Origin of the sequence: Lachnospira multipara ATCC 19207, assembly GCF_000424105.1 — a bacterium.
Lineage (GTDB): Bacteria > Bacillota > Clostridia > Lachnospirales > Lachnospiraceae > Lachnospira > Lachnospira multipara.
The window spans coordinates 49392-66998 of the sequence record NZ_AUJG01000016.1 but is presented as its reverse complement, the minus strand read 5'-3'; the positions used below and the strand labels follow the sequence as shown (position 1 = coordinate 66998).

15 protein-coding genes are annotated in these 17607 nt (G+C 29.4%); 4 read left to right on the top strand and 11 right to left on the bottom strand.

Annotated features, from left to right (window positions below; all coding sequences use genetic code 11):
* Positions 1-10: 10 nt before the first annotated feature.
* Positions 11-1984 carry a VirD4-like conjugal transfer protein, CD1115 family gene (locus tag G600_RS16295; RefSeq protein ID WP_456297548.1) on the bottom strand — a complete coding sequence of 658 codons (1974 nt, stop codon included), beginning with the start codon at positions 1982-1984 and terminating at the stop codon, positions 11-13.
* 500 nt (positions 1985-2484) lie between these two features.
* Positions 2485-3918: a hypothetical protein gene (locus G600_RS0111415; RefSeq protein WP_027432032.1), complete on the bottom strand. Its 1434-nt coding sequence runs from the start codon at positions 3916-3918 to the stop codon at positions 2485-2487.
* 87 nt (positions 3919-4005) lie between these two features.
* Here G600_RS0111415 and G600_RS0111410 point away from each other — a divergent pair, with 87 nt between their 5' ends.
* Positions 4006-4566 (top strand): hypothetical protein, encoded by a 561-nt coding sequence (locus tag G600_RS0111410; RefSeq protein ID WP_027432031.1) that lies wholly within the window; start codon positions 4006-4008, stop codon positions 4564-4566.
* A 54-nt stretch (positions 4567-4620) separates the two neighbouring features.
* On the opposite strand, the gene G600_RS0111405 is transcribed toward G600_RS0111410, so the two are convergent.
* The 8 genes from G600_RS0111405 to dnaE form a co-directional block, all read right to left on the bottom strand.
* Positions 4621-5061, bottom strand: a complete 441-nt coding sequence (locus G600_RS0111405) for a single-stranded DNA-binding protein (RefSeq protein ID WP_027432030.1) — start codon at positions 5059-5061, stop codon at positions 4621-4623.
* Positions 5062-5115: 54 nt separating this feature from the next.
* Complete coding sequence (locus tag G600_RS15235) at positions 5116-5949, bottom strand: 3'-5' exonuclease (protein ID WP_051195494.1); 834 nt, start codon at positions 5947-5949, stop codon at positions 5116-5118.
* 9 nt (positions 5950-5958) lie between these two features.
* The gene (locus G600_RS14510) at positions 5959-6792 is read right to left on the bottom strand and encodes a Rad52/Rad22 family DNA repair protein (protein ID WP_051195493.1); all 834 of its coding nucleotides are present in this window, start codon (positions 6790-6792) and stop codon (positions 5959-5961) included.
* A 114-nt stretch (positions 6793-6906) separates the two neighbouring features.
* Positions 6907-7788 carry a single-stranded DNA-binding protein gene (locus G600_RS0111390; RefSeq protein ID WP_162141503.1) on the bottom strand — a complete coding sequence of 294 codons (882 nt, stop codon included), beginning with the start codon at positions 7786-7788 and terminating at the stop codon, positions 6907-6909.
* Positions 7789-7894: 106 nt separating this feature from the next.
* A complete protein-coding gene (locus tag G600_RS0111385) occupies positions 7895-9007 on the bottom strand; it encodes a GGDEF domain-containing protein (protein WP_027432028.1) in 1113 nt (370 codons plus the stop codon).
* Positions 9008-9164: 157 nt separating this feature from the next.
* Positions 9165-10436, bottom strand: coding sequence for a hypothetical protein (locus G600_RS0111380; protein WP_027432027.1), 1272 nt, complete (start codon positions 10434-10436; stop codon positions 9165-9167).
* Between the two features lie 37 nt (positions 10437-10473).
* Positions 10474-10689: a hypothetical protein gene (locus G600_RS0111375; RefSeq protein WP_027432026.1), complete on the bottom strand. Its 216-nt coding sequence runs from the start codon at positions 10687-10689 to the stop codon at positions 10474-10476.
* Between the two features lie 102 nt (positions 10690-10791).
* Positions 10792-14865 (bottom strand): DNA polymerase III subunit alpha, encoded by a 4074-nt coding sequence (gene dnaE / locus G600_RS15230; RefSeq protein ID WP_027432025.1) that lies wholly within the window; start codon positions 14863-14865, stop codon positions 10792-10794.
* A 114-nt stretch (positions 14866-14979) separates the two neighbouring features.
* Between dnaE and G600_RS15515 the strand changes: the two genes are divergently transcribed.
* The 3 genes from G600_RS15515 (at position 14980) to G600_RS0111355 (ending at position 16868) form a co-directional block, all read left to right on the top strand.
* The gene (locus G600_RS15515; protein ID WP_081669480.1) at positions 14980-15153 is read left to right on the top strand and encodes a helix-turn-helix domain-containing protein; all 174 of its coding nucleotides are present in this window, start codon (positions 14980-14982) and stop codon (positions 15151-15153) included.
* An 80-nt stretch (positions 15154-15233) separates the two neighbouring features.
* Entirely contained in the window at positions 15234-16301 is a 1068-nt protein-coding gene (locus G600_RS0111360) for a hypothetical protein (protein ID WP_027432024.1), read from the top strand.
* A 33-nt stretch (positions 16302-16334) separates the two neighbouring features.
* Positions 16335-16868: a hypothetical protein gene (locus tag G600_RS0111355; RefSeq protein WP_027432023.1), complete on the top strand. Its 534-nt coding sequence runs from the start codon at positions 16335-16337 to the stop codon at positions 16866-16868.
* On the opposite strand, the gene G600_RS0111350 is transcribed toward G600_RS0111355, so the two are convergent.
* Positions 16857-17540, bottom strand: coding sequence for a recombinase family protein (locus tag G600_RS0111350; protein ID WP_027432022.1), 684 nt, complete (start codon positions 17538-17540; stop codon positions 16857-16859). The genes G600_RS0111355 and G600_RS0111350 overlap by 12 nt on opposite strands.
* Positions 17541-17607: the final 67 nt, after the last annotated feature.

The window sequence follows — 17607 nt, the reverse complement described above, 5'->3', positions numbered from 1 at the left end:
GATTTCTTATTTAATAAGTTTGGCTATAATTTAAATCTTCAGTTGTAATTGTTTCGATAATTACTTTAGACTCAATTTCTTCAAGTAATTGCTCTTCGTCCATGCTTTGTATACTTCCAGGAGCGAATCCTAAAGAACTTGCTATCATTGTAGCGTTATCATAAAAACCATTATTTTTACTTTCTTTAATACGGTTCTCTTCTTGTGCCTGCTTATTTAGGGCTTCGACCATTTTATCGGCTTTTGACTTATTAGCTTTAGTATGAGCTTCTTTAGATAATTTTGTATTAGGCTTATTAGATTCTTTATCAGGTACAATATTATTATTGTCATTATTATCATTTTCGTAAAATGCTGATTCTATATTTTCACGCAAAGGCGTGTTATTCTTCTTTTCTTTTGTTTTCATTGGTAAGGAAAACTGGCCGCTTGTCTTTTTAGCATATTCATAATTTGGATGCTTTGTTAATTCGTATTTTTTTCCAAAATAAGGGTGTTCACCTCTAATAGTAACAATACATTCATTATCATCCATATTAGCTACTTGATCTACTGTAATTAAATCTATGCTAGAACGATTAAGGCTCATATTTCCTTGTCCTTTATTTGACCAAGAAGTGTTTTCTACGATTGTAGTCTTTTTACCCATTTTACCAACAAGCCACTTAATTGTTTCTTCGTCATCACAACCAAGGAATAATTTAGTATCACAGTTACCAGCTATTGTGTTCCATTTTTTATCATAGATTTCTTTTAACTGAGAAATCGCCTGTAAAATAATCGCACAACTAATTTCATATTTACGAATTGTTGCTAACTTTTGGTCAAAATCAGGAATTTGTCCGATATTTGCAAATTCATCTAATAGAAGTCTTACATGGTACGGACATCTAGCTTTACATTCCCTAATTTTTATATTTTTAAGGCTGTTCATAAATGTATTAGCAGCTTCTTTAGTTCCACGCCAACCAACTAATGAACCGCTTTGCGTATATATGTAATATAATTTTTTAACATCATCATATTCAGCATGTGTTCCGTTTTTAACTTCGGTGATAAACTGTTCTATTTTAGTTTTTGCTTCTTTGGAGGTATCCTTAGTTGCTTGTTCTACTTTAATTATATTTAAATCGTCTAGGTATGCCATATAACCATATTCAGCCCTTGTTTCACAATAAGTGTATAGCGAACTAAAAAGCTGAGAATACATCATAGAAACCAAGAAGTTAAATGTTGTATCTGCAGTAGGAATAACAACAAACAATGCTTGTTTCGTATCTGAAAAACTTTCCAATTGAAGAGTATCATCGTTTGTCAGATATTTAATATCACTTAATTCGAATGATTGAAGACGAACACCTACAGAAATCAAAATACCTTTTAGAGTTTTTCCAGCACCTAATTTAAATTTTCTATATTGGAGTACCGCAAGATTTTCAGGATCGTCTTTCTCTAAATCTTCGAACAATAAGTCTAAAGGTGATTGAGCATTTTCATCGTTTTCATCTATATTTGCCATACCGACCATTTGTACGAGTTTTGAAAAATTCTGGTCTTTTTTAGGTGCAGTATGCCATAAATAAAGCATTAAAGCTGTAATTAATAATTTTTCTGAATTTTCCCAGAATGGATCGCCTTTTCCGCCACCTTCAGGATTTGTGTTTTTAATCAGTGTGTTAACTAAAACAAATATATCTTTTTCGCTATTTATATAATGGAATGGATTATAACGACTACTCTTATAAACGTCTGTTAAGTTAAAAACTTTAACTTGATAGCCATTATCCTCTAACGCTTTACCATAATCTCTTAGTAGCTCGCCTGACGGATCTGTTATGACAAAGTTAGAATTGTATTGCAAAATATTGGGAGAAACAAAGAATCTCGATTTACCTGCACCAGAACCACCAATAACTAAAGTGTTACAGTTACGTCTAGTATGTCTATTATCAATAGCTAATTTAATTTCTTCTGATAAAATCATGTTTTTAGGACCATCCGAAGTTGGTTTGTTAAATGGATCTGTTCTTCGCATGTTATATCGCTTAAGGTCTTCACTATCCATTAGTTTTGCTTCACCATTAACAGTATCGGGATTATCATGTTTTTTAAGCGATATATTAGTGATAAATAAAATTAAAAATGTAGCTCCTAATCCTGATGTAAGTAAAAGTGTTTTTAAACTTTCTTTTATTGCGCTCAAACTAATTTCAGCAGGATTAGTTGAAATATGTTCCATAGCCATATTTAATTTCTGTGCTATATCGTATCTTGGATATTCCAATTTAATTTGTGAATAATGGAATAAGAAAAAAGCATAAAAAATATATATAATAATACCCATAATAATATATATTAATCGAGTTTGCTTTTTAATTTTTTCTTTTTGAATATTTGATACCATTAAATACCACCTTTCTTTTTTATTTTCATAGTAAATATATAAGAGCAAAAAAGAGGAGAGCTTAAACCCTCCTCCTAAATTTAGTGGCTAATTATAATTTCTTCTTTGTGTTTTGTTGGTGTATATCTAGCGGTATATGATTCCATGTTGGAATTTATAGAAGCATATAGCGTTTTATTATTATCTGGATTATATTTTCCGAAATCAAAACCTTTTGTTGTCTTTGATTTTTCTATTATTTTGTCATAGAAATCATTAGAAATTCCCATAGAACCGAATCCGAGTTTTTCATAGAATTGTTCAGCTGACAATTGGTTTTCTTTATTTTGAGATAATAATTGCAATGCGTTACCAGCTGCTTTTGTATATTCCTTATATAATTCCTTTTTGTTTCCATTAGTTACGTTGCCATATTTATAAACAAGTCCATCTTTTATGATATGGTCTAAATTTTTTACCATTTCTTTTTCTGCATCGCTTATCTTCTTTTTGTTGTCATCACGAGCGTTTCTTACATCCCCAGGGCATTTATCATAAAAACCTTGCATCCAAGAAAGGGCTTGAACTGTATCAACAATTGATTCTGAATACATTTGATTATGCTTTTCTAAAATAATATCATCAATATTAGGATCGTCTTTATCATAATGTTTCTTTCCATTTAAATCCCAGATATCAACACCGTCAGGGGATATGTGAATTGCATCTTTTTGGTTTTCTGCAGTTACTATCCATAATTCCTTATTTTCCCTAAGTGCGCTTTCTATCTCAGATTCAGCTTTTTTATCAAACTCAATTTCAGCATGTTTTATTTCACTATTTTGGCCATATAAGGAAACAGCGGAATCTAATATACATCTACAAAGGTCTTTGTTATATATTTCTTTATTATTTTTGCCATTTTCAATTTGTCGTTTTTCAAGATTTATTACATATTTATCACTTAAACTTATAGTTGTAGTGTTTTCATTTTCTCGAATACCAACTGTTATTGGCTTTGAATTGTGAATAGTTTCGCCATTGCTGACAGTGTACAATCTATTAAGTTTATTATTTAATACAAAGGCAAAATCATTATCTATATTTTCAAATTTTACTAATTCTTTGTTTTTCCCGTATTGCGCAATTGCATTTTCGAAATCAGTTAAATCAGCAGCATGAATATAATTACATTGACTAAGCAATATAGCTCTATTAATTTCTAGGATTCTTTCCGCATTCAAAGCTCCAGCAGTAAAACGCATTTTACCATCATAGCCAATGTGTCCTAATGCATATATTCCTTCATCTTTAAGAGCCTTTAATAAATCTCTATAAGATGATGTATCTCCGTAACAGATAACCTCTTTGGCAGTTCCGTTTTTGATTTCTTTAGCAAGAGCTTTTGCACCTGCATTTTTATCTTTATCTTTTAGATACCTAAGAATAGCAGCCATTAATTGCTCTAACTCTTCTATTGTATACATTGTAACATTGACACTTGTTTGATATGTTTTTTGTTCAATCGCACCCATATTAAATCCTTTCTAGCGTGTTTTAGTAGTTTCATAGTAAATATATAAGATATATGTCCTTATATATTTATAGTGGAGGTGAGTTTTTTGAAAAAAGATAAACAAATATGGTATAAAGATGATTTAAACAGAAATGTCATTAATAATGAGGGTGTTTTCAATGAAGAAATATTGGATTTACGAATTCAAGAACCAGATTATAAAGAATGGAAAACATTAGTATTATATGCTTTAAATAAAGGATATCCAATGGATATATTAGCTACCCCACTTCTTAACGCTTCTGAAATTAGATTAATTATAGATACTATATACGAAAATGATAGTACCCGTAATAAAATACAAGATTATCAAGTATATAGATTATCAAGAATGGAATTAGATTATTCGAAACTAAAATTATCACTAGTAGCGTTAAAATATGGTTTAGATTTTTATGAGGCTTTACCTAATTTTCAAAACTATTGTTCGGAAATATTGTGGTATATTTTAATAGGCCATGTTGTGTGCAAGACTAATTTTTGTAAGGTTGTAAAACAGAATACAGATTTGGATAAATTACGTACCATTGTAAAAAAACAATATCAATTACGTGGTAGAAAACAATTATTATCTGAACTTTTCAAAGAATTTGGGAAAACTATATAAGAAAAAAGGGGCATTTTAAATAAATGCCCTTTTTTAAATATGATGTTTTGATTTTTAATTGAAAGGAAGATTTTCATAATCAAGGTTGTCAGGAATAGGCATCCATTCTTCTCCAGCTGGACGAGACGCATTTTCAGCTACTGGAGCGGAAGATGCCTGAGACTGTTCAGCCTGTGACTTACTTTCAGCAAATTCCATTTCGTCAACAACTACATCTGTAGTGTAGACCTTCTTTCCATCCTTATCATCATATGAGCCAGTCTGAATATGACCTGCTAATACAATCTTTGTTCCCTTGTGGAGATACTTTTCAGCAAATTCTCCTCTCTTTCCAAAAGCAATGCATCTAATAAAATCTGCATTTGGCTGCCCCTCAGAAGTATATGTACGATTTACAGCAAGTGTAAATCTAGCAACAGCAGTTGCCTTTTCTCCTGACGAATATCTTACTTCTGGATCTGCAGTTAATCTTCCCATTAAAATTGTCTTATTCATATTTATTTCTCCTTTTAAAAAATAATTTATTTCTCATATTAAATATATAAGATTTTATGTAGCAAATTCTAATAAACAAGAAATGATAGATTTTTCATCTGTTACGATTCTATCTTTTTGTTTAAAATACAAATACAAACCATTTAACACATCTTTCTTTTGAACTCCACTTAGATCGAAACATCCAAGCTTAACATCAAAAAAGATTTTATAGTTTTCTTTGTTTTGTATATATATTCTGTCAAGCGTATCTGTCATAGTCCATCTTGACAAATTCAATACAGTAATTGGCTTATTAGACTCTTTGTGATTATCAGATGTATTGTAAAAAGTTAATAGCCATTTTAAAACAGAAAGTGTTGCCTTAGCATCGTCTATTGAACTATGAAAGGCGATAGAACCATTATCAGGCGTTCGTTCATATAGGCTCGCAAGATTTCTTGGAGCTGGAACTTTTTCTTTTGCTAATTTTAGTGTATCAATTTGAATATAAGGATTAAATTCATAATTACACTTATTGAAAAGCTTTTTCACAAATTTGGTATCAAAAGAAATTGAATTATGACCAACCATGATAGGATTTTTTCCTATAAAAGTATAAAAGTTTTTTGCAACAAGCTCACCAGAAGGTGCTGCTTGAATTTTTTCATCTGTAATACCAGTGTTATGCTCTTCATTAAATTCGATAATTTCTTGTGGAAGATGATAGCCTGGATTAACCAAGCTATCGAATTCTTCAACAATTTCTAATGTATTGCCATCAACTTTAATAGCTGATATTTCAATAATATCTGATGATTCAATATTAAAACCAGTCGTTTCTGTGTCATAGACAAAGAAATAATTATTTTTTATTGAATCAAGAAAAAGTTTTACATCATTTTCCATTATAATCTCCTATGCAAGTGCCTTAAGCTTCTTTAACTGTTCGTCTTTTTCTCCACCATAACCAAAGCTCTGGCCTTTTACCCAGTTCATTAGGGTGTTGAATCTATCTGTATTCTTAATCTCTCCAAAAGTACTACCCTTGCATGGACCGAATAAAATAATATCTTCGTCATCCATAACATCTGCATTAACAGGTGTTGGATTAGATCTTGGAGTAGACTGAGACTCTTCTACATGTACAGGGTTTGAATTCATATTCCGAGTATTAGTATTAATAGTAGGTGTTGTAGATGGAAGTGGCTGAACATTTGATACTGCAGCCTTACTTTGCTTAAATACGACAGTTGATACTACCTTATAATTCGAAATAATATTAATCGCAACTTCAATGATACTCTTGTTATTTTCAGAATAAACAACATTTGCAATCTTAAATCTTTCATAAGATGTAAATTTACCGTTTGCTTCCTTGAAAGTAGGTAATTTATCTTTTGTAATAAAGATATAAGGAGCATCGTATAAAGCTCGACCAATTCCCCAATTCACACAAGCTCTCTTAAAGGAATCACTAGCTAATCCCTTCTCAGCCTGAGAATTTGAAGCTGTACCTGTATCTTCCTTAGATATCCATTCACCTGTATCCTTGTCTAGTATACTTACTACGCAATTTGCATTATCTCTTTTGTATTCCTTCTTCCAACCAAGAGGACCAACTGCATCATCTAAGATATTCATATCTGCTCTAGCGTCCTTATAAAGTAATAACTGAGCACCACCCTTATTAAGTGAATGAACTCTTACTTCGATTTCATCGGCTCTTAGATTTCTAAAACATAAATTCATATTGTATTCTCCTTTTCTTATTAAAAAATAAAATTATTGTTACATAAGAAATATATAAGATTTTAAGTGGCAAAAAAATAAGAGTGCACATATTAATGAACACTCTTATTCTTGCTATTCATTTGAATACAATTCTTCTTCGCCTTCTTCAATATTATCAGAAGCGTTGTTTCCAAATAACATTTGTTTATATTCTTCAACAGATGCCTTCTTTTCTTCTTCTACTTCTTCTGGCGTTAAGAATCCTTTTAGATATTCGACCTCGTAAGGAACAAGTTCTAAGGAATTATCTTGCCATTCATAGATATTACCGCAACAAGCACATTTTTGTTTTCTTCTTACAGTACGTTGCTGCAAAAATCCATCTATGATAATTTCTGCCTGATATTTCAAGAATGTTTTATCATCTCTTGCCTGTTCTCCATAAGACTTAACAACAGGATAATCAGTTCTAATAGATGGATCATCGGTTCTGATTGTAAATTTACGATTAATCGCAATTGGATATTGAGTTACTTGAAGACCTGCTTTTGTCTTAATAAATTTTGGATCTTTGAGTAAAGTTCCAACTACATAAGCCTGATTGCTTATTTCTCTATTCTGAACGATTTCTTCAATTGCCTCATTTTTTGTTTCAAAAGAATAATTCTTTTTTACATAGATTGGTGTTATGTACAAAAGATTACCTGTAGATACATTTTTTGTAGCCATTCCATTTTCATCTTTACAATTCGGACAATAAGATGTTTTATTCATGCGCTTACTTGTAATTGCACCTTTAATTGTTACTACATCATTCTCTTTCCATGTTGCCATTTCTTCCAAAATTCGTTTATCTCTGGATATAATAAGAGGATAATCATGTTTTATAAATTTTAAATCATCACCTACGTTTCTGAGTCCTCTAACAGCGTCAACATATACAAGTCCATAATTTAATTCATTTGTAGCATCATTCTTATTAATTAATGGTGCTTTGTTTACTCTTGCGTACATAAACACAATGTTTTGTCTTGCCATAAAATCTCCTTCCTTAAATTATTATTATTCATAATAAATATATAAGATGAAAAAAAATCCACGGGTTATTCCGTGGATTTTCTTAAGCTAATATTGTGCTTGCATTTTCCTTCAAAAAAGAATGATTCTTTTCCTTTTGTTTATACATAGTTTCATCAATTGCATGAATGAAATTAGTAGATGTTAAATATTTATTATCATATATCTTAAAACCAATGGATAAATTTATTTGTGGAGATTTTGGGTTTGTTTGGTTATAATGTGATACCCTTTCATTGATTCTATTCTTTATTTTATTTAATATTTCTTCATCCGATATATCAGTTAATACACAGAATTCATCTCCACCGTATCTTGCAACGACATCCTCTTTCCTAAATGAAGACTGTAATATATTTGATACATCTCTTAATACTTTATCTCCTACGTCATGGCCATATGTGTCATTAATCTTTTTAAAATAATCTATATCAATCATAAATGCACTAAATGGTCTACCAGTTTTAGCTAATTCAATTCTATCTTCTAGTTCTATATTTAACATTCTTCGATTTGTTGCCCCCGTCAAGGCATCTTCAGACATATCTTTTCTTTGGATATTTATAATTAATATTAAATAAGCTAAGGTTAATCCTATATATTCAGTTTGTATATTATTAACTCCAAGCTGAATTAATGTAAATATAAACGGAAAAAACATCGAGCTAATAAGTGTATTTTTATATGATTTTTTAATTTCACTTCTGTATTTAATTAAATATAGAATAAAAAGACCATAAAAGATAGCCTTTATTATTATCATAATTTCAGAATAGTATAAAATGTTAGCAGCGTCTAAAGTAAATACAAGTGTTATGTTTATTAAAACGATTGTTAAAATTAATGATGACCATACTCTTGTTCTAGCTGCATCCAAAGTTAACCATCCGTCTATATATCTATACAATAATATAAGTAAAAAAGGTCCACCTATATTTAAAAATGTATTTCCTATTTTAATTAAAATTGAGTTTGAAAATGAGCCTGAATATCTAAATAGAATATCACTAAATAGCATAAACAACGTCATTTCAAGTAATATATTTAAGAATTTCCCTCTCATTGATGACATTACTTCTTTTTTATGAGAAAACCATAATAAACATATCAGTATTATAATGGTGTATATATCTATTACTACCCAATTAGTTATCATAATATTTACATCATTCCTTTCTTTTGTTTATTTAATGTAATTTGTCCCACGGCCAAAAAGACATGGGATTTATTGCTTATACTGTAAATATATAAGAAAAAAGTCCCTAGCTATTTATTAATAGCTAAGGACATTTTTTTAAAAAATCAATAAGAGATTAAATAAGTGTGATTTTTTCAGCAGGCTTATTTAATGATTGAATAACTGGCATTACTCTATATGGAATTTTGCCGCAAAGTGCTTGAAGATCTGCTAATACATATCTGTTTACACCACTAATACGTTCAGGAATACTCATAAAAATATCAGCAATATCAAATGCAGTATATTCTAAATCAGAATGGATTTCATTCTCTATATATTCCTTTAATGCGTCATAATTAGTCTTTTTTAAGACCTTCTTAAAATCACTGGAATAAAGCTTGTTAATTATTGCTTCAATCTTTTCTCGGTTGATAAATCTATCTTTTTCAGTTGTCAAATCCATTTTAGTATAGTCAAGGATATGCTTTCCGATTAAAGAAATTAGCGTTTCAGGTAGCTTCCTAATTTCTGCAAAAATTTCATCATCTATTTTTTCTAGAATAGTTGCTGCGTCATTTTTTGTCTTATGAACAAAATTAATTTCCTTATCTATTAGTATTGAGCGTCCTTTTCTATATGTTGTTTTAACAATGATAGAAGAAACACCAATATCGCTTGTGGCGAGTAATATTCCAGGAACTAATTCTTTGCTGTTCATTTTAGAATTAGGGAAATCTACAGTTAAATCTGGGAATTCTAAGTAAACATTAGTAAAATCATGCGACATATTCCATTCTCTTACTTCCATTCTACCCATTTTATTTTGTGATATAATCTTTTCGATTATTTCACATAATAAAGTTTGTGGTATATGCTGATAATATGGAGACATTACTGCAAAGATTTTTTTAACTCCGTCAACTTCTCTGTAGACTATATTACTATATTCTTCAGCCTTATCTACAAGTAATCCTTTTGCTAAATGCATGTTTCTAATAATGCCATGCATACCTACACTATTTGTACCAGTAATCGAAGCTCTGGCTGTTAGACTAGGCATTGACCAGTTTGAAACAATAAATTTCTCTCTTTCATTTGGTAAATAGAACATTAACTGTGTAGTATTAATAAGTTCATTAACTAAATCGTTTCCGAAGTTTTTAACATCAACACCGTATTTCTTATTCAACATATAATTTTTCTCAAAAAATTCTATGCTGTCCTGACCAAGTCCAAAAAAGAATTGAACATTGTCTTTAGAATCCCCATTAATTGCAGAAAGCATTTCTATATTAAAATTTCTGACCTTTTTAACATGAGTTATCTCAGTCATATTCTTTATTGCTTCTGCAAAAGATTCGTATGTTGTTCCGCTTATCTTAAAATCATCATTTAAAGTTATCATAGTATATTCCTCCATTATCATATCTAATATTTGTTATTTAATCTTCGTTTATAATTTCTTTTAGTCTTTCAATTGATTGACAATAAATCATTGGGATATCGCTTCTTGAAACAAGCGTATTAATAGGAACATCATTCCCAGAAACGTATTCATTGATAAAATACGAAACCTCTGATGGCGACAAAAATTTTGTCTGTGTAAAGAATTGAAAAATTCTTGTCATTTTTAATACTTTTAATCTTCTCTTATTCATATATTTCTCCTTTTTTAATAATAGCATTTTTTGTTTACATAATAAATATCTAAGATTTTTGATTTTAAAAAAAGAAGGGTTTCCCCTTCTTTTTAACAATTATTATATAATTTCAATTTCTCGTGTGTGTTCCAAATTCAAAACATTCTCACTGACTAAGTATTTTGCAATTCTGATTTCGTTTAAAGCCTTGTCATACATGTAAAATGTTCGGCCATTTTTTACTTGATACTTGTTAATGAATTCATTTTCTGCATCAATATGAAAAGACGCATATGATGGGACTTCCATTATGATAGCTTTTTTCTTTTCTTCTACAATAGATATAGAATTTGCAAAAAAGCTTAATTTATCATCTACTTCTGATACTTCATCATGAAATTCTCCTTCTATAATATAAGCTGCGCCTTCCTCAATTTTATCGCCAAACAATGCATATTTTTTGGTAAATACACATACATCAACGCTTGAAGTCTTATCTGTAAGTTTAAAGAAACACATTTTAGCTCCATCTTTTTTTCTTGCAGTGATTCTTAAATCAGTTACAATGCCATAAATTTTAGTTGTATTTTCTAATATTGAATCAGAAATGTTTGCTAGATTTAATGATTCTGCTGTTGGATATATATCCATTGGATGCATAGTAATATATCTACCAAGAGCTTCTTTTTCAAGATTCATACGTTCCTTTATATTTTCAGGTAAATTAATAAATTTAATGCTTTTAAGTTCAGCTTCAGCATTAACCTTAGAAGCATTAGCATTATTTATTCTCTTTTGTAATTTAGTTATACTAGTAGGTTCTTTTATTTCTGCCTTTAAATTTGCATTTTGTTGTATAGCAATAAGTTCTTCTCCAGATTTATTTTCTACATAAGGTAATACTAGATTAGAACTATCAATAAAGCTTTTCTTCTTTATTATAGTGTCGATAATTGGCATTGAACTTTCTATATATTTTTTCATTGCTTTTCTATTTTTAGCAAAACTGTCAAAAGCTCCTGCGTCAATTAATTTATTTAATAGTCCTTCACCTAATTTTGTTCTTATAACAAAATCATTTAGAGAATTATATACGCCATTATTTTTTCTTTCGTTAATAATAACCTCGGAATTAGATGCAACTCCCTTAATTGAACTTAAAGCAAATATAATATCTCCATTAACTACTTCAAATTTGACTCCAGACTTATTTACATCTGGTGGTAATATATTTATTCCAAATTCGTTAGCTTCAGCAATTAATCCAGATATTTCATCTGAATCAGCAGCCCAATTTAATGCAGCTGCGAAAAATTCTGCTGGATAATAGTATTTTAACCATCCAGTAATATAAGCATTGAATGCATATGCTGCAGCATGTGATTTGTTGAAGGCATATTTTGCAAAATCCATCATCTGATCAAAAATGGCATTAGATATTGAATCAGGAATATGCTTTTTTAAACAGCCTTGTACGAAAATTTTTCTTTCGTGTGCTAACTTATCTGCCTTCTTCTTAGACATATAACGTCTTACTTGATCCGCACCGCCTAATGTATAGCCAGCTAAATCTTGGCAAATTTGCATAACTTGTTCCTGATATACTATTGCACCATATGTCGAATTCAATATATGTTCTAATTCAGGTGTAGCATATTCAATAGGTTTTAGTCCATTTTTTACATCAATAACACCATCTAAGTATTGTAGTGGGCCTGGTCTAAACATTGATACAAGTATAATTAAATCTTCAAAATTAGATGGTTTAAATCGCTTTAACATCTGCTTCATACCATTTGATGAAAACTGAAAAACTGCATTAGTTTTAGCTTCAGCAAATATTGAAAATAGTACTTTTTTATCCTCTAAATTAATCTTATAAGGATCAATAATTTTGCCTGTATTATTTTCAATCATTTTAAGACATTCAGTAATAATATCTAAGGTTTTTAGACCTAAAAAATCAAATTTAAGTAATCCGTTTTCTTCTGTTTGGACCATATCGCATTGTGTAGTCATCATATTGAGATTATTGTTCCATCTAAGTGGTAAATAATCGCTTACAGGATTTCCATCAGATATAACTATACCAGCGGCATGTGCCCCATAAGCTGTGAAAGAACCTTCAATTACTTTAGCCCAAGCAAGTATTTCATTTGCATCTTTTTGTTCTGCATTTGAAAAGTTATTTTTTATTTCTTCTTTTAAATAATCAAAAAGCGATGTTTCGCTCGTATCATCTAACTTACCATTAGAAGATACTTTCTTAGCGAAGCTGACACCGACTTCATCAGTTATCATTTTAGCAATTTTATCGCCTAAATGAATTAAAGCTTCATTATACTCTTTTAGACCGTAATATTTAGCAGCAATTCTTACAGCACCCTTTGGAGCTTGTGCATTAATTGTCATGATGCCACAAACTGAATCAGCTCCATACTTATTCTGAACATATTCAATTACTTTTGAACGTGTTAGATTAGATATATCACTATCAATATCTGGCATAGATACTCTTTCTGGGTTTAAGAATCTTTCAAATAATAATCCGTACTTTATCGGATCAAGACTTGTAATTCCCAGTAAATAGCATACTAACGAGCCAACAGCAGAACCTCTACCGTTTCCGATTCTCATTCCAGGATTTTTCCAATTGTTTTCTTTAATCCAATTTTTTAGTTCTGGAATTGTTAATGGTGCATCGTTAATTTTGTCTTCATCTACATATCCAAGTAATCTTCCGTACTCTAAGAAATCTTTTACAACTAAATGATAGTCTACATAGCCCATAGACTTAATAATTCCAATTTCATATTTAAGTCTTTCACTATGTTCTTTATCTAGTCCATTTGGAAATCTCCATGTTATACCCTTTGCAATTTCCATATCGAATATTTCTTCGGATTTATCTGAAAATTTTGGATAATGATTTTGAGTTTTAAATTCAACATTACAAGAATCGAAAATGTATTTGATATTTGCTATAGCTTCGTCAACAGCGTCTTTATCTAATATTTCTAGTAATTTTTCTGCTAATTCTTCGTCTGTTTTTAAGTATAGTTCTTCATCACCAGTCTGTTCTTCTAAAAAATCTGTTTTGTATCGAAGACTTCTTAAAATTTGACGTTGAAGCCTGTCTTCCTTAGAATTAGTTAAAATATGTACATCATTAGAAGCTACAAGTTTTATATTTAACTTTCTAGCAATTTTAACAAGTTCAGGGAATACTGTCTTTTCAATATCAATTCCATGATTTTGAACCTCTATATAAAAATTCTCACCAAAAGCTTCCTTATATATAGTAGCTGCTTTTAAAGCTTCAGCTCTTAGTTCATCAAAAGATTTTGCATTATCTTTTAAATTTGAAATTTCTATTTCAAGATCCAAATATTTAGATATATCATCTTCACAGCTTTTTAAGTCTTTTTTTTGTTTAGAAAGTTCTTTTTTTGCTAACTCTAATTCAGTTTTAACCTCTTCTAATTCTTCTTTTGCTTTTAAAGATAGAATTTTTTCCTCATTAAGTTTTGCCAATTCTAAAGAAACATCCTCACCTTTGTCGTTTCTTTTTAATAATTTTTTTTCAATGGCCACAATTTTTTTTTCGCTAAGTTTTTTTAGGTCATCTCTTCTTATCATTAATTCGTCAACTTTGTTTTGAGCATTATTGACATTATCAGTAATGGTTAGATATTTACTATCTGATGGTGACATATACTTTTCCTGTTTTGCTCTGAGTTTATTAATATTGTCATCAATTTTCTTGTTCTTAAGAAAAATAGCTGATAACACACCATAAACACAAGCTGAAGTTATAATAACATCATCTTTATATTCTTTTGCTATTCTTAAAATATCCTCCTTATTTATTACAGGGAAGCCTTTAATGATAGTCTTATTAGATATTGTTACCATTTTACTGATAGCTTTATAACCATTATCGTTTTTTGCAATAGCGATTAAATGAGTTCGACCTAATACTCTGCTATTAACATATAATTCCACACCTGGTATTAATTTTAGATTATATTCATTAAATACTGCTTTATAATCTTCGATTGAAGAAAGTACACCGTGGTCTGTAATAACAATGCCTTTTCCTTCTAATTCGATAATTCTTTCTGCTAATCTACGTGCATCTATTTGTGCGTCAAAAATTGATCTTACATGTGTGTGAATGCTTGTTGTAAACATATATATATTCCTCCTTAATTGTACAGCTCTATTTACATTTGCTATAATTCAAATATATATGATTTATGATTTGATAATCGTACTCATATTGGGTATAATAAAGGAGGTTGTATTATGGATATAAGAAAAATTAGGGAAGAATTGAACATGTCGCAATCTCAATTTGCTAATAAATTTCATTTATCAGTTAAAACATTACAAAGATGGGAACAGGGACAAACAAAAGTACCTGAATCTATATATTATATGATTAATAAAATTTACGAATTAGAGAAAAAAGATAAATAACTTTAACATGGGATATTCGTGGGACAACAAATATAAATGATTTGTGTATACTTAAATTAAGCGGGAGGAAAGGTTACAAAATGGCGGAATTTACTTTATTGCAGACTTTGGCAATATGCGACTTTATAAGAACAAATAAAAAGATAAGTTATTCACAAATCGAAGAACAGATTAGCATACAAATGGCTAAAGAAGAGAATCCTGATTTTTTTATAGGAACAGGATTAAGTAAATCTTCCTTACAACGGAAAGTTACAGATTTAACTGAAGAAGGCATTGACAATTTCACTCAAAGAGAAAAACAGATATTATTTAAAGCTGTAAATAAAATCATTAGCGATACGGAAAGTGCATTATTAGAAGCAACAATAGAATCTTTTAATTCTAAAAGGATTGCTGAAGATTCTTTATTAAAAGGTAGTCCTACTAATGAAAGATTTCGAATTTTGCCAAGAATTTCTGATATAGTTTCATTGCCAAATTCGGGAGGCAATGATCTTGATTTAGAGTTGTTAAGGAAAATGTATTGTTTTGCAAGTCCAGAAATAAGACATTGGTGGAATACAAATCTTAATACATATTTAGCACTACCTGATGTAGTTAAAGCTGCCTTATTATGTTGTTCTTATATAGGTACAAATATTAGTAATATTGAGGTTAAAAAGAAAAGAATATCACAGCTGCTAGATTTTTTTTATTTTAATGCAAAAAATTTTTTGGAAGTAGAACCCAGATATCAAATTCAATTGATAAATATTTTAGAAATAATCAATGAATATAAAACATATGATGATACAAACGTAAAGAAATGGGCTATTGATAAAAATAACATTGATTTTAATTGTTTTTTGCATCAGGATATCGAAGAACTCGATAGACAATACATATCTTTAGAGTCTTTATTTTTAGAATATAAAAGTATTGGTAATGAATATACTCTAAGAGATTTTATACATGCAATCAGTTTTCCCATATTTTTACGAAAAGAGGATTGGGCGGTTGCACTATCACTATCGGTTCTTTATTATAAAAAGCGTGATATAATCGGAAGGGATAGAAAACTCAAATATAAGGGTGGATGTACAGATTATCACTTTTCTAAGATGGAACTTGAATTATTGCTTAATATAATTAAAATTTTGAATTAATTTGCATATTGCTAAATCGGTCAGGAGGAATACATGAATAATTATTCTAAAGACGAGTTAGTATTTTTAGCAAGTTTAAGAAATTTTATTGACAGTTATACTGTTAATGATAGCAATAATCAATTAGTAAATAAGTATAAAGAGTCAGTTAATGCTGAATTAATTGGGGAAATTGATAATTATGTAGATTTTATTATTAGGAAAAAATTTCCTTCATATGCGAATCAAGATTATAATGACATAAAAAATGAAGTTATTGCTGAAATTTTAAAAGTCTTTCCCAAATATAACGGTGCTGCTTCATTATCCACATATCTTAATCCATATATACTAGCTGGCGTAACAAAAGAAATATGTTTTCGAACTAATAGAACACTTCAACAAAATAGAAACATTATTAAAATTGAGCGAGCTAAAATAGAATTAATGAAAGAAGGTTATAAAGAAGAAGAAATTACTTATCAAATGCTCTCAGACCTCACAGGTATGTCAGTTGATAGTATTATTGCTTCTTATCGCTTTGAAATTAGAATTAGTCTAGAGAAAAATAAAAAATTATTCACTTAATAATTCTTTTTTATATTTATAAAATGTATTTCTAGCAATTCCAATTAATTGAATGCATTCTTTATCATTTAAACTGCCATTAAAATGTTTTGAATATTTGATAATTTTTTGTTTAGTGGGTTCTTTCTTTTTTATATTTAGTTTTGCGCCTTTCTTTTGTCCTATTTGTTTTCCATTAAGTCTTGCGGTTTCTATACCTTCTTTTGTTCTCTGACGTAAATCAGATACTTCTTTTTCAGATTGTTCAAATGCGTATTTAATTTGCTCTTTAGCAACTTCTAATAGATATTTATTAATACCATCTAGAATTAAATCAACCTTATCTCCTACCAGATCAACTTTGTTAGTTAATGCTTTTTTATATACATCTGTGTTAATATAACTCTCTTTTAAAAATATTAGATTTATGTTTTGATTATATAGTTTTTCATAAAGTTCAAATCCTTGGTCTGCATCTCTGCTCATTCTTGATACTGAATCGAAAACAATTGTATCCCCTGGATTAATTGCATTAAGAATTTTTTCAAGTTCTAATCTACCTTGAAATTTCGTACCTGTATAAATTTCTTTTACAATAATTGCATTTGGATATTTCGAACGTATATTTCTTTCTTGTCTTTCTATGTTTTGTTTGTCAGTTGATATTCGACAATAGCCATATATTTTGCTCATTTTGAAAAATTCTCCCATTTTTTGTATTCATTCTGACGAGCGTCAGATTTGTACTTTTATTTTATCG